Genomic DNA, 17,645 nt, shown 5'->3' with positions numbered 1-17,645 from the left:
GCCACCGCTCCCACATTAAAGCCTTCTGGGTGGCCGTGTAATAGATTCGAGGTCGTTGTTTCATGAGCAACACTCCTTGCGCTTACGCAGTTTGTAGTGTGTTGCATCGATCGGTTGAATTCAAGGCCGAAAGCAGCCACCCCGCCATCCTCACCCATAATCCCTAATCAACTTAGCCCACGGATCATTCGGATCCTTCACTGGCTCGGGAGCTGCTAATCGACTTCTATCAACAGGTGTTCTGCCCAGGCTGGCCAACGCCTTTTGCAAAGCAGTCAGTCTTGCTGGATTAAAGCTGGCTCGGTCTTTGCGATAGTCAGCCAATAAGGTGCTGGCGATTTCAAGAGCCGAGCGATCCGATGCTTTGAGCACACCCTGTGGGCTAGTGTTAATAAGCTCTTGCCAGATGACTTGCTCATTCTCAGCGAAGTAGTCAGGCGCAGCCCCAATCTCTCCAGTGCATGGTGGATCAACGCGTTTGCGCTGCGGGTTCTTTTTAAAGCCGCCATTTGCTTCAATAACGGCGGTTGCTTTTCTATTTGCCATAAGACCTCCAATAATCAATTGTTGAACACAAAAAAATGATTAGGCGCACGGTCTTGGTGCAAAACGCGCCAGACTTTTGAGCCGCCCCCTGGGGGGCACGAAACCAGCCGAAAACAGGCCACACCATCGAATTCGCCGAAAACACGAAAACAGGCGAAACCGGCGCAAACTCAATAGAGATATAGAAATAGCCATGGCTCATTACCCACCTGCCTGTGCTTGTAGGGGTATATCCATGGCTAAGATGGTGTTTTCGGTGCTTTCGGGTGTTTGCGTGGTGAGATTGTTTTCGCTGTTTTCGGGTACTAAGTTCTGTTTTCGGGTGGTTTCCGTGTTTTCGGCTGTTTTCGGGGTGTGGGTGCTTTCTGTGTTTTCGCTGTTTTCTTCGTTTTCGCCGCTTTCGGGTGTTTTCGTGTTTTCGAGTGCTTTCGGCTGTTTTCGAGTGCTTTCGCCGCTTTCGCCATTTTCGGATTGCACACTCTTTTCAACTGGCTTTTGATACTCCTTTAGCAAGGTAAATGACTGCGCATTCTTCTCGCCCGTAGTCATCATCCAGTAATGGCCCATCAAAAATGAATCGCCTGTATGGATGCGTAGCACTTGGCGAAACTTATCTTTGCCATAGTCAGAGCGTGCCACGGCTTCTTTAACAATCTCGCCTTTGAGCGTAGTGTCCTCTTGCATGATGCCGACCAAGATATTGATGAGCTCACTATTGGTTTGTTGCGATTGGTGGATCTCTTTTGCCCTAGTTGATTCACTAAGCTCCTGATTGGTAACCGCTTTCACACTGGCTAGAAGCTCCTCATACCCTTGCCCCAAGTGGCGCTGATAGCGATAAGTTGCTGTGGGCACTACATCCCCGCGTGATTTCTTATTCTCAAAAGTCGCTAGGTATATGCCATGCGCTTGCTCCTCAGTATCGAGCGTATAAGCACAATCCACGTCATCGATGATGTCGCTCGTACCAGCCGCGATGACTTTATTGTCCTCATCACGATGCTTGTTCACATGCGCCAGCATGATCACGCTACCGCCTGCCTGAATAAACGCCCGTACGACTTTGCCAAAGTTCGTTGAGGCCCGCTTATCCATGATGTCGGTAAATTTCTTGATGGTGTCTAAGACCACAATCACGCCTCGTGCGGTTTGATCAGCCACGAGCTTTAATAAGTAAGCGCAAAACTCTTCTAACTTAAAGTCCATGTGATGCGGCGCGAGCATCTTAAAGCCATGGCGCTCTGCCAGCTTGAGCTTAATTACTAAACCTTTGAAGTTATCATCAGCATTGATGTAATACAAACTGTCGGGATTGACTGCGCCTGACTCAATGCCCTCAATCATCAATGACAAAGTGATAAGCGTTTTACCTGCATTGGGCGGTGCATAAATGGCAGTTGATTGCCCCAGTATGGCTAAGCGTCCCAAAATGAAGGCATCTTCTAGCATCTGCGCTTCCATGGCTGCACTCTGACCATTTAAAGCAAAGCGATCCAGCGTGAACTTGGCATCATTACTGGCAACTCCAGTAACAGATACCAAAGGTTGTTGCGAGTTGATCAACATCTGCGAGCAATCAATCAGCTCTGGTGCATGAGCAATGGCATATTCACGGCGCTGCACGGCATTCCAGGACTCATCGCCAATCATGAGCCACTCATCCCCGGCAAGCTTTAAGGCTTTGGCAGTGTCACCACCTGCAAAGAGAGTCGTAAACGCACTAAAGGCATCGTGCGCTCCTTGACCATCGGAGTACAGAGGATCCGAGGTTGAGAGACTGTGCACTCGCCCGTCTTTGACACTTGCACTAAAGCTACCCGATTGTGAATAAGGATGACGAAACGCATGACCACGTTGCTCATAGCCAACGCATAGCAAAATCTCCTCGACTGGGTATGCCTGATTAAAGGCTTCAATCAAACTCGGTGTCGTGCGCGGACTCAAACTAGCCTTGCGAGCCAGAGCGAGTTCACGGCGCTCATGCACTGCTCGTTCCGCCTCCAATAAAGCTGTCTGCTTTACTTCAATCAAGTCCGCCCAATAGGTCAAGGGCTCAAAACACTCACCCAAGCGGCGCACTCGCACATCATAAAACTGCCCACGGTTGGGTAAAAAGCATAGTTGCCCACAGCGCTCATTCGCTCGGTCCGGCATAGCCCCACCTGCTTGCAAGGTGTCGTTGAGCACCTCTTGCGCCAAGCGCCACTCGCTCCCCGTTAAGGGCTTGCCCAATGGAATGAGGATGCGGCACTTGGGCGCCTCCATCGTGGCTGAGCGACTACTGTAAATCTCGTAGTCACATGCCAAGGGCTCTATCAAAGCAGCAACGGCATCAAGAGCTAAAGGCTTCTCATCTAGGTCTGCCCAGAGCATCCAGAACTGGCCGTCTTGCTCTTGCGACTGAAAGGTGCGCGTGAGCAGGGTCGAGGGAATGAACCACTGAGCTTGAAGCTTATCCACACTGGGCGGCGCATCGACCATTGCCCTGATCTGCGCTAAATCAATCGTGACATAAGGGCGGGTCTTCTCGCTATGGTGAGCGCCAAAACCTGAGAGGAGTTGGGTGCTCATTGATACAGCGCCTTGCAACGTTCAGCGTAATAAGCTTTTACAAACTTCAAGCGTGATTCATCAAAATCACGATGAAACTTTTCAAATAAATCACACCTCAAAAGAAATTCACGTAATTTAGGCGAGATATCCTGAGGAAAAAATTCAACTAAAGTTGAATCCTCATCATTATGCTCGTGACCCATAACTAGGATGAATCTGACGCTATAGAGCTTACCTAAAGCATATTTTTTTGAAAAAGATAGTTCAATACTTGTCATGTTTTTCTCCAATAATTAGTAATGGCTACGCGGTGGCTTTTTGAGTGCGTGACTCTAGCCAGACATCTAGGTCAGACTGGCGATAGCGCACCTTGGACCCAATCTTTACAAAGGGAATCTGATAGCGACCAGTTGATCGCCATACAGATAAAGTTCCTTTTTTGAGACCTAGGTAATTGGATGCTTGATGGTCATCAAGCAGATTGCTTATGTTTAATTTTTGATCGTTCATCATTCACCTTTATCGAAATTGATAAAGGTGAATATCTCAGCTTTGATGTAGGTTTTCTAGAGCCAAGATTAAAAGTACATGTACTTTTAATAAATTAGTTTTAAGCCTCAGGATTTGCGATAGCTTTTCTAATTAAATAAGCAGAAATCTTGACCTTATGCTGCTCTTCATAGCGGCGAATAAGGTGGATATTAAGAAGCGTTCTATCTTTTTTTTCAAACTCAATCAACATTGCATCACGGAGCTCGCGAATGCTTTTAGATAATTTGTCCGAGCTTTCTTGTCTTATTGTTTTGGATGCTTCCGCGGCTTTAGTCTTATTTTTTTGACTTGCATCTCCTATTTTTGCGAGAGGAAGGAGAAAGCCTTCCCTATCTATAGAAGACCACTGCAAGCTCATAAACTCCAGATGGCGGTTTAAAACTGAAATATTTTTCGCATCTACTGCGGCCTGTCTTCGCTCAATCAATTGATCTTTGGCCACGCAGGCATCTAATTTCATTAACCAAGTATCGAAATCCACCAAATTAAATTGAAAAATTGCAGCCTTAATTGCTAATGCATTGTCTTTGGGATCCTCGTAAACCCAGACTTCTTGATCTCTTTCTTTAGTGCATTTTCTTTTGGGATGGAATTTTTTCATTTTTTCGCACCCTTTTGCGCAAACATGGCATCGGTTGCTTTCTTAACTGCGGCGCGAACAGGAGCAACCTCAAGGCGCGCATAGATCTCCGTGGCAGCTAAGCTTTGATGATTTAGTGACTTACCAATAATGGGCAGGCTCGCGCCCGTCATCGCCTGCCAAGAGCCCAAGGTTCTGCGAAGGTCATGAAACGTCACCCCGTTTTTAACTTTCCTGCCATAAGGAATCTTGGCTGCTTGCAGGATGCGGATTAAAGCTTTCTTGGGGTCTTCGATATGCCCGCTATCACTCTCGGCAGGAAAGACATAACCACCCGTATTTTTAGACTTTGTTGATTTGAGTATTTGAATGGCCTGGCTTGATAACACCACCACTTGCGGTGTGTCATTTTTAGTACGATTAATCCGCCAGGTTGCATGCTTTAAATCGATGTCGTCCCAATGCATATCCAATAGATTGCTCCGCCTCGCACCCGTTAGCAAGGCAATCAAAATAAAGTCACGCATCACTACATTGGCTTCCGCTTTTAAAGCCGCCAAAAACAAAGGCAACTCCTTGGCAGTCAGAAAGCGGTCTCGCTTTGTCACGCCCCCTGCAATCTTTACTCCAGAGACCGGGTTAAATGGAATCTTCTCCCACTCAACAGCCTTACCCAAGATAGTGCTGATTAAGGCACGAATTTGCCGCTGTGTACCAGTAGCCTTGCCTGCCCTAGCGGCACTTTCAATCACCTCCCGAATAGATTGGCGATCAATATCAACCAGCTTCTTCTTTCCTAGCTTGGGTTCGATATAAGTTGCAAATCGCTGTTGGTCGTCTTTCCAGCTTATTTTCTTTGATCCATGCTTGTCGCCAAATTCAATAAAAAACTCTGCGAGCGTTGGCTTCTGTTTATAGGCTCTTCTTACAGCTGCAGGATTGATTCCATGGGTAAATTCTGCGAGAACCTTGGTTGCCTCGCCCCTAGCCTGCTCCACAGTCATATCAGGAAATGTGCCTAGCTTGATCCATGCCAATGAACCTGCCGCCCTTTTGACAACATAAAAAGTTTTTGAACCTGAGGATGTTACGCGTACGGCAAGCTTGGGGATTTCAATGTCATAAATCGTCGCCCGCTTACCGTCTTTAGGTAAGGTAATACTGGAGATGGCTGTCTTTGAAAACCGTAATTGCTGTTTCACGAATGGCTCTTTCCGGGCTAACACCGGGCTAACTTTACCGGTTAATTTAGGTATATTAACATGTTAGCCCGTTAATAACAAAAAGCCGTTTAACCCAATAAATATATGGGTTTCATGCATTTTTTGATCCGTGGGTTGAGAGCATAAAACGGACTTTTAATCCGTTGGTCGCAAGAGTTCTGGAGCGTAAGCGTTACTTAAAGTAACGCTTGTAGCCAATCTAAGCCGCCCGCAGCTCCCGCTCTGCCCGCTTCTTACTGGGATAGTTATCTGCAGCCTTACTATCCGCCTCTATAAGCTTTCTAGTATTAGCTCCGCGTAATTGCTCTATAGCCTGTATTACCTGTAAGTGACTATAGTGCCGCTCAATCATTAAGACGCTAGTACCCATTTGTTTAGCTAACGTATGGATTGGCACCATATCGTGAGTAAGTGCTAACGTGGCATATGTATGTCGTAGGCTATAGAACACTCGCTTTTGATTGGTCTTGGGGTCTATTAATAAACCATGGTCTGATAGGAAGTTATCAAACATGTGATTGAGTACATCGCTTAAATCCCTACCCTCTTTAGTTCTAAAGATGTAGTCATCATTGGTGGGTTTAATTAGCTCAGCCAGTGGATCTTTAATTGAGCTAGCTACTCCATAGTTTCGCAAGGCAATACGCTCCAAGACTCTGATGCTCGGTAGACGTCCAATAATCTGTCTTTGCCCTGTTTTACCTTTAACGGTCATCTCACAACTACGATTTAAGCTATGCACTTCAATGACTTCACCATCCTCGTCCAATTGATCTGTCACAGTACTAATAGGATTCATCATGAAGCGGATTTGCTTCCATTTCATATCCAACAGCTCAATGCCTGGTCTTGCGCCAGTGTCGACTAGCATCTCTACATAGTCTCTAAGAATTTCACGGCGTTCACGCACATCCTTGGTTCTGCCTGCTTCTATGTATGGGCCAAGTTGCTTAAGCAAAGCTCTAAGTTCATGTAACTCAAACGCTGGGCGGCGAACGGACTCTTTAGTCTTGCCATCTAATTTAGGGCGATTACTCTCTGTTAAGTAACCCCGAACGATGGCTTCATCAAACACTCTATTAAAGGCAGCATTCTGAGTCTTACGATTGCTATTGGATAAGGTGGTGCCAAATCTAGTCTCCCTATCGTTGTAATAGTCTTGCAGAGCATCGTAGTCAATATTGGTAATGAGCCTTTGCCCCAGCGTAGGAATAAAGAACTCTCTAATAATGCGTATGTAGTCTTTGTAGATAACCTTACCTAAGCCACCCCGTAAGTCTCGCTCCATCCGGTCAATTGCTAAGTAAGCGATGTCTTTGAAGCGTTTGGTAACCACTGGAATGCCAGACCGCTTACGAATTTCGGCTTCTACCATTAGTTCCTTAGCCTTATTCACCGCCAAGTCAAACTGGGTCTCTTTAGTAGTGGCTCGTATCCACCTGTTATCCACCTTATAGCGACATTGCCATACGGCACTATGCTCGCGTTGATAGAGGGTTAGGTTACGGTGTATGAGTTGATGTGTGCTTTCTTTTTTAATTGCCATACACATACTTTAGCTTCTGAGTACAAGCTAGGACAACCTAATTGGATGAATTACTGGGGGCAATTTAGCCAAAAGAAAGTATGGCTAAGCGTGGGGATTAATGGAGGTTTTTGGGTGGATATGGGGGAATATGGAAAGGGGTAAGCGTTACTTTAAGTAACGCTTACCTATGATGCGCCAATTGCTATTTCTATTTGAGATATTTTTTCAAGATAAAAATCTAGGCCAATTGCTGCAATGATATGCGGGGTTTCGGTAGAAATATCTCTACCTGCACATACTTTAGGCGGATCAAATTTTTTCCCATAATTGATTACCGAAATAATATGTAAAGAATCATTTTTGAATTCAATATCAAAATTTCCTTCTATTACTAAATTATCGGGCGCTTTTCCACCCTCAAGAATTCCTCTAATTATTTTTCCACCACCCAATCCACCTGTAATTTTTGTATAACCTCCAGCCTTATCGGTAATCTGACGCATAGAATGCTCATCCGAATTTCTTGCTTGCATTAGGTAGGCTATTAAAGGATCTGAATTTCTAGCCGAGTTTATAGAATCGATTACCCTTTTAGCTCGCTTATTATTTTTATATAAATCTTTTAGTTTATTAAAGCCTCTATCTAAATTGTGTAGAAATTCTTTCCAATAATCTTCATACTCTTCTAGATTAGATGCTGAAGACATGAGCTCTATTAGCTCTTTAGCTTTCTCGAATTCTTTAATTTTTCTCTGCATGCCTAATTATGAACAAAAAAATACCAACCCGAAGGTTGGCATTTTCATTTCTGGTGGGCCCACCAGGACTTGAACCTGGGACCAAAGGATTCCGGTTTGTGTTAGTTTCCTAACTCCCTGGACTATGCCTTCACCATATAAAGATTTACATCCTTACTTAGGTGGGTGCCGTCTAGTCTCTACACCTTCAACAGCACTTTCATACTGAAGCTTGGCTCGGCGTTAGCTTGTGCAGCTTTTGGCTGCATTTAGCTTTCTCCGAATTTGACACCATCCCTTATGCAGTTTCCACGCATAAGGCACAACTTTCGCTATGAGTCCTCTGCTCTAACCAACTGAGCTATAGGCCCTAAAACTTGCTTTTATTACTACGTTTACTACACACCTTTTAACGGGTGCTTTACTTCTTAAAACCACATAAAAACCGCATTTACTACACACCATGAAAAACCTGTCGGTGTGTAAGCGGTGTGTAGTGAATTTATACCGCCTAATTCACCACTAACCTCTTGAATCTATTGAGGTCTTTGTTACAAGACCCCTAGGGCTTCTTTCTTATGAGAGCAGACATCCAAAGAAAACCATTAGGATTTCAAGAGGTTACAGCGCCTGATTATCGGTGTGTGAGTATTTGTGCGACTAGATTAACAAGATCGCAAAATGTAATAGCTCGGTCTTTGGTTTTCGAAACCAAAGGATTTTTGGAACAACCGTTTCATACTTCGTTGCTCCAAAGTTCTTTTTTGAAGATTGATAAGCGTTACTTAAAGTAACGCTCCCAAGTTGGATCTAGCCTTTTATTTTCTAGTTTTATTGGCTAGTGCTATTTTCTCAATACACCTGTGACAACGCAGCGTTTTAGTGATTCTACCTCTACTGCGAGAGGTAATCATTTCCAAGCGATCAATTGGTATTAATGCTCGACAGCTAGGGCAAATTTTTGAGGCTTGATTAATTGCGACCATTAAATAATTTATAACCAATCATCCAACTTTAAGTTCTATCTTTTTTACATCGACAAAATTATTAGATCAAGATTGATCTTTAAAAATATGAGGTATTTGGTCAACTAATACTCTTTTGGAAATTGACACAGACTCATTAAGGTCAGATTCAACGATCACTCTAGCATTAGCACAGCTATCTCGATGTTGGCACTTAGATAAAGTTCCGCTATTTTTTTGATTATGGTATGTGGTACAAGAATCACGCATCCAACTACCGTCTAGCGGACAAGTGTCTTTCGACTCCATATCATCTTCTCCAATCATATATGCGCTGATATGTAAATTTACAATATTTACGAAAACCAAATTTGATCTAGATTAAATTTGTTGCGCTGCTTTTAAGCCTATTAAGCCTCTAACTTTGCTGGATATGGGTGCTTCGTAATTTTCCCATAGAGGTATGCAGTAATAACCAATACTACTGAGTCTGCAAAGATAGGATACAAAGCAAAGTAATAACTATTGATTTTTCCCGTTGATACAAACAACGCTAGCATTAAAGCGGTTGGTTGGAAGCACTTCAATGCATACATTGCAGCTGCTGAAGCAGAAACACTCAAAACCATCGCAATATTTGACTCGGGGAAAATATAAATGCTCGCGGAAGCCAGCAATGCAGAGACAACATTTCCCTCAATAATCGTTTTTGGATGAAACATTGGACTGGCTGGCATCAATAAGATCATTAAAGCTGTTACCAAAAAAACAGCATTAATTTCCATTAATTTATCTGCTGGCGCAACAAATTCATTAAAAAGGACAACGGCCATAATTAAGACATCTAGCCCAAAACAAACCCTTAAGATATCTAGCCAACTAAAGCCATATGGATCTGGTGGGATGCATTTTTTAATATACGCACGCACCCTTTCCCATTCAATTTTCTTCATACATGAAATGTATCAGATGCCCCAAGGAAAATATAAATATTAATACTTGAGAGTAGTAACAAATTCGGTAGGAATCATTCGTGGTTTGGCCGGCGTTGCACGATCAGGCGTTCCGATATTAATAAAACATAGAGGATCTTCATAGTCTTTCAGACCAAATAGATCCCTTACATGCTTCATATACATAGATTTTCCACTAGTAGGGCTGGCGCCAAATCCCATTGCATTTGCCATAAGGAATATATTCTGAATGGCACAACCCGCCGAAATGATGCGCTCACTAGGAGGAACTTCTGACTCTGTTCCCCTGGCATTGACAATTGCCAACATCACCAACGGCGCTCTATGCGCCTTAACCATAGCATCTTGAATCTGCTGTTCGGTGGCATCCGGATCGCGCTCAACAAGTGATTTTGCAAATGCATCAGCCAGCAACCCTCTGCATTCCAATGGGCAAATTACAAACCTCCAAGGTCTAGTTAGATTGTGATCTGGAGCTGTAGCAGCCATAGAAAACATTAAATCCAACTGCTCTTGTGAAGGCCCTGGCTGGAATAAACGTTTAGGTAAATATGACTGACGTGAAGAAATTAGCGCTGCCGCTATCTCTGTAGTTTGGTTATTCAACATGTTTTGGATCTCCATCAAAATGATCGTCAGCGTATGGGCCCGTTCCGCAATTATCTGCATAATGCGCCGGGATAAACTTTCCTTCAGTTACATCAAATACCTGCACTTCGCCTTCTTCAATCACGTAATACCAACCGTGAAGGGTTAACTGCTTATTTTCAACTTGTGATCGGACCATTGGGTATTCCATCAAACGCTCTAGCTGCAAGATCACTGAGCGTTGTTCCACCCTTCTTAGCGCCTCTGGGGTTTGGCAAACCGGCAATAGCGCCTCATCAATTAATTCTAGCCAAGCATTTAAATTAATTGCCTCTTTTGGCACCCCTTCATATGCTGATCGCACAGCTCCACAATGACTATGCCCACATACAACAATTCGACTGACCTTTAGCTGCATGACAGCAAATTCAATCCCGGCTGCCGTACCATGAATTCCATAAGACCCATTATAAGGAGGCACTATCGCACCGACATTACGCAAAATGAAAAGATCTCCTGGCCCAGTTCCTGTCAGCAAATATGGAACTATTCTTGAGTCTGAGCAACCTAAAAATAAAGTTTTTGGCGTTTGCCCATTCTGAATCAGCGAGGTAAATTCTTGACGATGCGCAGGGAAATATTCAGTCCTAAATTTCCGTAATCGCTCTAACAGCTCATCTGGCATCGTCAATATCTCTTACAAATTACTTACGTCCAATACCAAATTTTCTGCTGCGAACAATTTGATATGGCCTAACTAAATAGGTGATTGAAGCAAAGCCACTCCAAATGTGGACTAAACGGGTAAATGGGAATATCAAGAAAATCGTCATACCCAAGAACATATGCAATTTAAATACCCAACTTACTCCACTTAATAAGCCAACTGCCCCACTTTGGAATGTAACAATATGTTGAGCCCATCCCGCTAATTGCATCATTACTGAACCATCTAAATGTTGACCTGATAGTGGAATTGTTGCTAAGCCAAGGAGAAGCTGAACCCAAAGCACAACCGCAATCAAAATATCGCTAGGCTTGGATGTTGCACGAATGCGATCATCAGTTAAACGCCTGTGCAATAAGATTGTTAAACCGATAAATCCAAATACCCCCGCAATTCCTCCGCTAGCCATTGCCATTACTTGTTTTTGTCCGGCAGTAATAAATGGTTCATACAAAAAATGAGGGGTAAGCATTCCAAAGAAGTGCCCAAAGAATAAAAACAGAACCCCTATGTGGAAAAAGATACTGCCTATTCGTAGCTGCTTTTTTCGCAATAACTGACTCGAATCACTTTTCCAGGTGTACTGATCACGGTCAAAGCGAATGAGACTGCCAACAAAAAAGACTGTTAAACATATATAAGGATAAATTCCGAAAATAAATGTATCTAGATAGCTCATGGCCGAACTCCTTTTGATTCTTTTGTGCGTTTTATAAAATGCAATGGCTGTTCTTCGCCGGGCTTAGACTGTCCACGTGTAGTGCATCCACCGAAGGCAGGCGGCTCAGCCCATTCGTCATCCATAGACTCTTCTTGAACCTTCAATTCAACGATCTTGAATTTTTCACCTGAAAATTCAATAGCAGCAGCTATTAACCATGCATAACGATTATTGCGTGCAACTAATGTTGAATACACTGCATTTAAAATATGAGCCATTTCACCAATAAATTGCTTTGCCTGGTCTTGCGGTAACGTAGAAGCAAACTCTAGAATTACCGATAAGTGATCTGGCAGTTCATTGGCGCTTAACTCCAGGCCACCCTCTTTGTATGTTTGCAGTAAATCTACCATTGCCTGGCCGCGTTCACGCGAGTCTCCATGCACATGCTCAAACAGATGCAAAGAAGTCGCCCTACCCCGATCAAAACACTCTACATAATCCTCTTGCAAATCCAAAAGATCTGAAGTCTTTAGATATCTCAGAAACTCATCTAGGCCATCATGGACTTTTTTACTCATCTTAGGCATTGCAAGCAATGCATCAGATACAGCTGGTAGATTCTGAATAAGCTCATCATCTGGATACTGGAGAAGTCTAGATAAAGCCCTTAAAGGTAACGAATGTTTCATCAGATCTCCTTAGACAGCTGGCTTAATTGGGATGGTACGGCGCTTTGTACCGCCAAATAGACTGGCCTCAGAATCGCCATCTGAACATCCATTGCCGAAAGTAAAGCCACAGCTACCTTTCATATCGAAAGTATTTTCTGCGTACTCACGGTGTGAAGTTGGAATCACAAAACGATCTTCATAATTCGCAATAGCCATAATCTGGTACATGTCTTCCACTTGATCTTCAGAGATGCCAGCCTGCTCCAACGCCGCTAAGTTTCTAGTGCCGTCCACATGCTTATCTCGCTGCCATGCACGCATTGCCAGCATTTTCTCTAGCGCTGATACCACTGGCGCCTCATCTCCAGCTGTCAACATGTTGGCTAGATACTGAACTGGAATACGCAACTGCTTCACATCAGGGATATGGCCATTAACACCAACATACCCTGCCTCTACAGCCCCGGTAACAGGTGAAAGTGGTGGAACATACCAAACCATTGGCATCGTTCTGTATTCAGGGTGGAGCGGTAATGCGATCTTCCAATCCATTGCCATCTTGTATACAGGACTTTTCTTGGCGGACTCTACCCATGATGGAGGAACGCCGTCAGCTAGAGCCTGTTTTTGCACCTCAGGGTCATTCGGATCTAAGAACACTTTCAATTGAGCGTTGTAGAGATCTTTTTCATTCTCAACGCTGGCAGCATTCTCAATTTGGTCAGCATCATAGAGCATGACACCCAAGTAGCGAATACGCCCAACACAAGTTTCAGAACAAACAGTCGGTTGACCAGCTTCGATACGTGGATAGCAGAAAATACATTTCTCAGCCTTTCCACTCTTCCAGTTGTAATAAATCTTTTTGTATGGGCAGGCTGATACGCACATACGCCATCCACGACATTTATCTTGATCAATTAAAACAATGCCATCCTCTTCACGCTTATAAATTGATCCAGATGGGCATGACGCCACACAAGCTGGATTTAGGCAATGCTCGCAAAGACGCGGCATATACATCATGAATGTATTTTCAAACTGACCCCATACATCTTTTTGCATTTGATCAAAATTGGAGTCTTTACTACGTTTTGCGAACTCTCCGCCAAGAATTTCTTCCCAGTTTGGGCCCCACTCAATCTTCTCCATCCGCTTACCAGTAATTAAGCTTCTGGGGCGAGCTGTTGGAGTAGCCTTTGACTCAGGAGCGCTTTGCAGATGCTCGTAGTCAAATGTAAAAGGCTCATAGTAATCATCTATTTCAGGCAGATTTGGATTGCCAAATAAATTCATCCAAATCTTGGATCTTCCACCTTGTTTAGGCTCAATCTTGCCATTGCTTTTACGCTTCCAGCCACCCTTCCATTTCTCTTGATCTTCCCAATTTTTTGGATAACCAATGCCAGGCTTTGACTCCACGTTATTGAACCAAGCGTATTCCATGCCAGGACGGTTAGTCCAAACTTGTTTACAAGTAACAGAACAAGTGTGACAACCAATACACTTATCCAAGTTCAAAACCATGCCAATTTGTGCGCGAATTTTCATCTTTTTTCTCCGTTACGCTTGAACTGTGTTGGCATTTTCACTATCAAGCCAATCAATATTTCGCATCTTCCGAACAGTCACAAACTCATCTCGGTTAGTGCCGATAGTTCCGTAATAGTTAAAGCCGTAACTAAGCTGCGCATATCCACCAATCATGTGAGTGGGCTTAAGAACAATCCTCGTTACCGAGTTATGAATACCGCCACGCATTCCAGTAATTTCTGATCCCGGCGTATTGATAATCTTTTCTTGAGCGTGATACATCATGATCATTCCTGGGTTTACCCGTTGACTTACCACTGCTCTAGCTGCAATTGCGCCATTGGTGTTGTACAACTCAACCCAGTCGTTATCGACAATTCCTGCTTTTGCAGCGTCATCCTCGCTCAACCACACAACTGGACCACCACGATTCAATGTCAACATCATCAAGTTATCGCTATAAGTAGAGTGAATGCCCCACTTTTGATGTGGCGTAATGAAATTGAGAACAATTTCCTTATTCCCGTTAGGTTTAATGCCTTTGACATCAATGATGGTCTTTAAGTCAACTGGTGGTCTATAAGAAACAAACCCTTCACCAAATGCACGCATCCACTTGTGATCCTGATAGAACTGCTGGCGACCAGTCAATGTTCTCCATGGAATGTATTCATGGACATTGGTATAGCCTGCGTTATAAGAAACTTTTTCACTCTCTAAACCTGACCATGTAGGCGAGCTAATAATTTTTCTTGGCTGAGCCTGAATATCACGGAAACGAATCTTTTCATCTTCGCGATGTAAAGCTAAATGAGCATGCTCCAAGCCAGTAATCTTTGATAACGCATCCCAAGCTTTTACTGCAACATGTCCATTCGTTTCAGGCGCAAGCATTAGCACTACTTCAGCAGCATCGATATCGGTTGAGATTTTTGCCATTCCTTTCATCTCACCATGCTCAACTCGACCATTGAGCTCACGTAGCTGCTCCACTTCCACTTTTGTATCCCATGCAATACCCTTACCTCCATTACCAATCTTGTCCATCAAAGGACCCAACGCAGTAAAGCGGTTATAGGTATTTGGGTAATCGCGCTCGACGACTGCAATTTGCGGTGCAGTTTTTCCAGGAATGAGATCACACTCACCCTTTTTCCATTCTTGCACATCAAATGCCTGAGCCAGTTCAGCTGGTGTGTCATGCATTAAAGGCGTCATGACAATTTCTTTCTCAACACCTAGATGCCCAACACACACCTCTGAGAATTTTTTGGCAAATCCTTTATAGATGTCCCAGTCGCTACGAGCCTCCCAAGCAGGATCCACAGCGGTTGATAAGGGATGAATAAACGGATGCATATCACTAGTATTCAAATCATTCTTTTCATACCAAGTTGCGGTAGGGAGAACAATGTCTGAGTACAAGCATGTAGTACTCATCCGGAAATCTAGTGTCACCAATAGATCCAACTTACCTTCTGGGGCTTTATCGTGCCACTCGACTTCTGAGGGTCTAGCTTCATCTTTGCCTAAGTCTTTGCCTTGCACTCCATGACTAGTGCCTAGTAAATGCTTTAAGAAATACTCATGACCTTTTCCAGATGAGCCCAAGAGATTGGATCGCCATACAAACATATTGCGAGGCCAGTTATTAGGGTGATCTGGATCTTCACAGCTCATTTGCAGCGTACCGGCTTTGAGGCTATTTACAGCGTAATCTTTTGGATCAACGCCTGCCAACTCAGCTTCTTTCACTACATCAATTGGGTTTGTCTTTAGCTGTGGTGCCGAAGGCAACCATCCCATCCGTTCTGCACGAACGTTGTAATCGATCATGCTGCCTTTGTAGTCTTCTTTATTAGCCAAAGGAGATAAAACTTCTTCCATGCCTAATTTTTCATAGCGCCATTGGTCAGTATGAGCATAGAAGAAGCTGGTTGAATTTTGTTGACGTGGAGGACGAATCCAATCAAGTGCAAACGCCAAAGCAGTCCAACCAGTTTGAGGACGAAGCTTCTCTTGACCCACATAGTGAGCCCAACCACCGCCACTTTGACCAATACAGCCGCACATCATCAACATATTGATGATTCCGCGATAGTTCATATCACAGTGATACCAGTGGTTCATAGCTGCGCCAATGATGACCATGGATTTACCTTTAGTCTTCTCAGCATTCTCAGCAAACTGACGAGCAACTGCTATTACCTGATCACGCTTAACGCCAGTAATGGATTCTTGCCATGCTGGAGTGTAAGGAATGTTGTCGTCATAGGATTTCGCACAATCCCCACCAAGGCCGCGATCAATGCCATAGTTTCCAGCCAATAAATCAAAGACTGTCGCTACAAGCACCTCTTTCTCAACGCCATCCTCGGTAATATGAATTTTCTTAGCTGCGATATTCTGTACTAATACATCACCTTGTTTATTAGAGTCGAAATGTGGCGTATCAATACCACCAAAGTAAGGGAAGCCCACTGGAACAACATCGTGATGAGATTGATCCTCCATCAACGACAGTTTTAGTTTCACGTCAGCGTCATATTGAGCTTCTTTTGACTTAAGATTCCATTTGCCCTGATCTTTGCGACCTTCTTTGCCCCACCTAAAGCCAATTGATCCATTAGGAACAACCATCTTACCGGCAGTACTAAAGGCAACAGTCTTCCAATCAGCACCATTGGTCTGACCAAGAGAGCCATCAATATCGCTTGAGCGTACATAGCGACCAGGTACTAATACTGTACGACCATCATCTAATACTTTTTCTTCAAGCATTACTAGATTTGGCATATCGGTATATCGACGCACATAGTCATCAAAATATTCAGTACGCTTATTGAAATAAAACTCTTTCAAAATAACATGGCCCATTGCCATGGCTATTGCAGCATCCGTTCCCTGCTTTGGATGCATCCAAATATCTGCCAACTTTGAGACTTCGGCATAGTCTGGGGTAATGGCAACAGTCTTAGCACCCTTATAGCGGACTTCAGTAAAGAAGTGGGCATCCGGCGTACGCGTTTGAGGCACATTCGAACCCCAAGCAATGATGTAAGTGGAGTTATACCAATCTGCTGATTCTGGAACGTCGGTCTGCTCCCCCCAGATTTGAGGACTAGCTGGCGGTAAATCACAGTACCAGTCATAAAAACTCATACATACGCCACCGATCAAACTTAGGTAACGAGATCCAGCTGCATAACTTACCATCGACATCGCAGGGATTGGGGAGAACCCAATAATACGATCTGGCCCATGTTTTTTAATTGTGTAAACGTTAGCAGCGGCAATAAGTTCGTTTACTTCATCCCATGATGAACGTACAAAACCACCTTTGCCGCGCATTTTTTGCCAAATTTCACGTTTAGCATTGTTCTCAACTAGATTAGCCCATGCATCTACTGGACTTTTTGCAACCGCTTTTGCCTCACGCCACTGTTTTAGAAGTTGGCCACGAATCATTGGATACTTCACACGATTGGCGCTATACATATACCAGCTATAACTAGCTCCACGAGCACAACCACGCGGCTCATGATTTGGTAAATCTGGACGTGTTCTTGGGTAATCAGTTTGTTGTGTTTCCCAGGTAACAATGCCACCTTTCACATAAATCTTCCAAGAGCACGACCCTGTACAGTTAGTGCCATGTGTTGAGCGCACAATTTTGTCATGCTGCCAACGTGAACGATATGCGTCTTCCCACGTACGATCTTCACCTACGGTGACACCATGTCCGTTGGAAAACTCTTCTTTATCTGCAGATAAAAATTTAAGACGATCTAAAAAGTGGCTCAT

The 17,645-nt window shown here is 43.9% G+C and carries 15 protein-coding genes; all 15 read right to left on the bottom strand.

Going from position 1 to position 17,645, the window contains the following annotated elements:
- Positions 1-150 precede the first annotated feature (150 nt).
- The gene (locus tag AOB49_RS08050; RefSeq protein WP_062309753.1) at positions 151-546 is read right to left on the bottom strand and encodes a hypothetical protein; all 396 of its coding nucleotides are present in this window, start codon (positions 544-546) and stop codon (positions 151-153) included.
- A gap of 201 nt (positions 547-747) precedes the next feature.
- Complete coding sequence (locus AOB49_RS08040; RefSeq protein WP_062309749.1) at positions 748-3,117, bottom strand: AAA family ATPase; 2,370 nt, start codon at positions 3,115-3,117, stop codon at positions 748-750.
- Positions 3,114-3,377 (bottom strand): hypothetical protein, encoded by a 264-nt coding sequence (locus AOB49_RS08035; RefSeq protein WP_062309746.1) that lies wholly within the window; start codon positions 3,375-3,377, stop codon positions 3,114-3,116. The genes AOB49_RS08040 and AOB49_RS08035 overlap by 4 nt, the downstream gene beginning before the upstream one ends.
- A gap of 25 nt (positions 3,378-3,402) precedes the next feature.
- Positions 3,403-3,612, bottom strand: a complete 210-nt coding sequence (locus AOB49_RS08030) for a helix-turn-helix domain-containing protein (protein WP_156471380.1) — start codon at positions 3,610-3,612, stop codon at positions 3,403-3,405.
- Positions 3,613-3,709: 97 nt separating this feature from the next.
- Entirely contained in the window at positions 3,710-4,252 is a 543-nt protein-coding gene (locus AOB49_RS08025) for a hypothetical protein (protein ID WP_062309742.1), read from the bottom strand.
- Positions 4,249-5,433: a tyrosine-type recombinase/integrase gene (locus AOB49_RS08020; RefSeq protein ID WP_062309741.1), complete on the bottom strand. Its 1,185-nt coding sequence runs from the start codon at positions 5,431-5,433 to the stop codon at positions 4,249-4,251. The genes AOB49_RS08025 and AOB49_RS08020 overlap by 4 nt, the downstream gene beginning before the upstream one ends.
- Before the next feature lie 220 nt (positions 5,434-5,653).
- Positions 5,654-7,000: a tyrosine-type recombinase/integrase gene (locus tag AOB49_RS08015; RefSeq protein WP_156471379.1), complete on the bottom strand. Its 1,347-nt coding sequence runs from the start codon at positions 6,998-7,000 to the stop codon at positions 5,654-5,656.
- A 167-nt stretch (positions 7,001-7,167) separates the two neighbouring features.
- A complete protein-coding gene (locus AOB49_RS08010) occupies positions 7,168-7,740 on the bottom strand; it encodes a hypothetical protein (RefSeq protein ID WP_062309737.1) in 573 nt (190 codons plus the stop codon).
- Positions 7,741-9,094: 1,354 nt separating this feature from the next.
- A complete protein-coding gene (locus AOB49_RS08000) occupies positions 9,095-9,637 on the bottom strand; it encodes an HPP family protein (RefSeq protein ID WP_062309733.1) in 543 nt (180 codons plus the stop codon).
- 39 nt (positions 9,638-9,676) lie between these two features.
- On the bottom strand, positions 9,677-10,267 hold the full coding sequence (locus tag AOB49_RS07995) for a nitroreductase family protein (RefSeq protein ID WP_062309731.1): 591 nt from the start codon (positions 10,265-10,267) through the stop codon (positions 9,677-9,679).
- On the bottom strand, positions 10,257-10,931 hold the full coding sequence (locus AOB49_RS07990) for a carbonic anhydrase (protein WP_062309729.1): 675 nt from the start codon (positions 10,929-10,931) through the stop codon (positions 10,257-10,259). The genes AOB49_RS07995 and AOB49_RS07990 overlap by 11 nt, the downstream gene beginning before the upstream one ends.
- Before the next feature lie 19 nt (positions 10,932-10,950).
- Complete coding sequence (narI, locus tag AOB49_RS07985; RefSeq protein ID WP_062309727.1) at positions 10,951-11,652, bottom strand: respiratory nitrate reductase subunit gamma; 702 nt, start codon at positions 11,650-11,652, stop codon at positions 10,951-10,953.
- Entirely contained in the window at positions 11,649-12,326 is a 678-nt protein-coding gene (gene narJ / locus AOB49_RS07980; RefSeq protein WP_062309725.1) for a nitrate reductase molybdenum cofactor assembly chaperone, read from the bottom strand. The genes narI and narJ overlap by 4 nt, the downstream gene beginning before the upstream one ends.
- Positions 12,327-12,335: 9 nt before the next feature.
- Positions 12,336-13,859, bottom strand: coding sequence for a nitrate reductase subunit beta (gene narH / locus AOB49_RS07975; protein WP_062309722.1), 1,524 nt, complete (start codon positions 13,857-13,859; stop codon positions 12,336-12,338).
- A gap of 12 nt (positions 13,860-13,871) precedes the next feature.
- The gene (locus AOB49_RS07970) at positions 13,872-17,645 is read right to left on the bottom strand and encodes a nitrate reductase subunit alpha (RefSeq protein ID WP_062309720.1); all 3,774 of its coding nucleotides are present in this window, start codon (positions 17,643-17,645) and stop codon (positions 13,872-13,874) included.

Source organism: Polynucleobacter sinensis (assembly GCF_001595985.1).
Lineage (GTDB): Bacteria > Pseudomonadota > Gammaproteobacteria > Burkholderiales > Burkholderiaceae > Polynucleobacter > Polynucleobacter sinensis.
Note: the sequence above shows the minus strand (reverse complement) of the source record. Positions and strands in the feature narration are given on the sequence as shown.

What these genes read in the sequence shown, in the direction of transcription:
- AOB49_RS08050 (WP_062309753.1), bottom strand. Translation starts at nt 546, where the DNA reads ATGGCAAATAGAAAAGCAACCGCCGTTATTGAAGCAAATGGCGGCTTT.
- AOB49_RS08040 (WP_062309749.1), bottom strand. Translation starts at nt 3,117, where the DNA reads ATGAGCACCCAACTCCTCTCAGGTTTTGGCGCTCACCATAGCGAGAAG.
- AOB49_RS08035 (WP_062309746.1), bottom strand. Translation starts at nt 3,377, where the DNA reads ATGACAAGTATTGAACTATCTTTTTCAAAAAAATATGCTTTAGGTAAG.
- AOB49_RS08030 (WP_156471380.1), bottom strand. Translation starts at nt 3,612, where the DNA reads ATGATGAACGATCAAAAATTAAACATAAGCAATCTGCTTGATGACCAT.
- AOB49_RS08025 (WP_062309742.1), bottom strand. Translation starts at nt 4,252, where the DNA reads ATGAAAAAATTCCATCCCAAAAGAAAATGCACTAAAGAAAGAGATCAA.
- AOB49_RS08015 (WP_156471379.1), bottom strand. Translation starts at nt 7,000, where the DNA reads ATGGCAATTAAAAAAGAAAGCACACATCAACTCATACACCGTAACCTA.
- AOB49_RS08010 (WP_062309737.1), bottom strand. Translation starts at nt 7,740, where the DNA reads ATGCAGAGAAAAATTAAAGAATTCGAGAAAGCTAAAGAGCTAATAGAG.
- AOB49_RS08000 (WP_062309733.1), bottom strand. Translation starts at nt 9,637, where the DNA reads ATGAAGAAAATTGAATGGGAAAGGGTGCGTGCGTATATTAAAAAATGC.
- AOB49_RS07995 (WP_062309731.1), bottom strand. Translation starts at nt 10,267, where the DNA reads ATGTTGAATAACCAAACTACAGAGATAGCGGCAGCGCTAATTTCTTCA.
- AOB49_RS07990 (WP_062309729.1), bottom strand. Translation starts at nt 10,931, where the DNA reads ATGCCAGATGAGCTGTTAGAGCGATTACGGAAATTTAGGACTGAATAT.
- narI (WP_062309727.1), bottom strand. Translation starts at nt 11,652, where the DNA reads ATGAGCTATCTAGATACATTTATTTTCGGAATTTATCCTTATATATGT.
- narJ (WP_062309725.1), bottom strand. Translation starts at nt 12,326, where the DNA reads ATGAAACATTCGTTACCTTTAAGGGCTTTATCTAGACTTCTCCAGTAT.
- narH (WP_062309722.1), bottom strand. Translation starts at nt 13,859, where the DNA reads ATGAAAATTCGCGCACAAATTGGCATGGTTTTGAACTTGGATAAGTGT.
- AOB49_RS07970 (WP_062309720.1), bottom strand. Translation starts at nt 17,645, where the DNA reads ATGAGCCACTTTTTAGATCGTCTTAAATTTTTATCTGCAGATAAAGAA.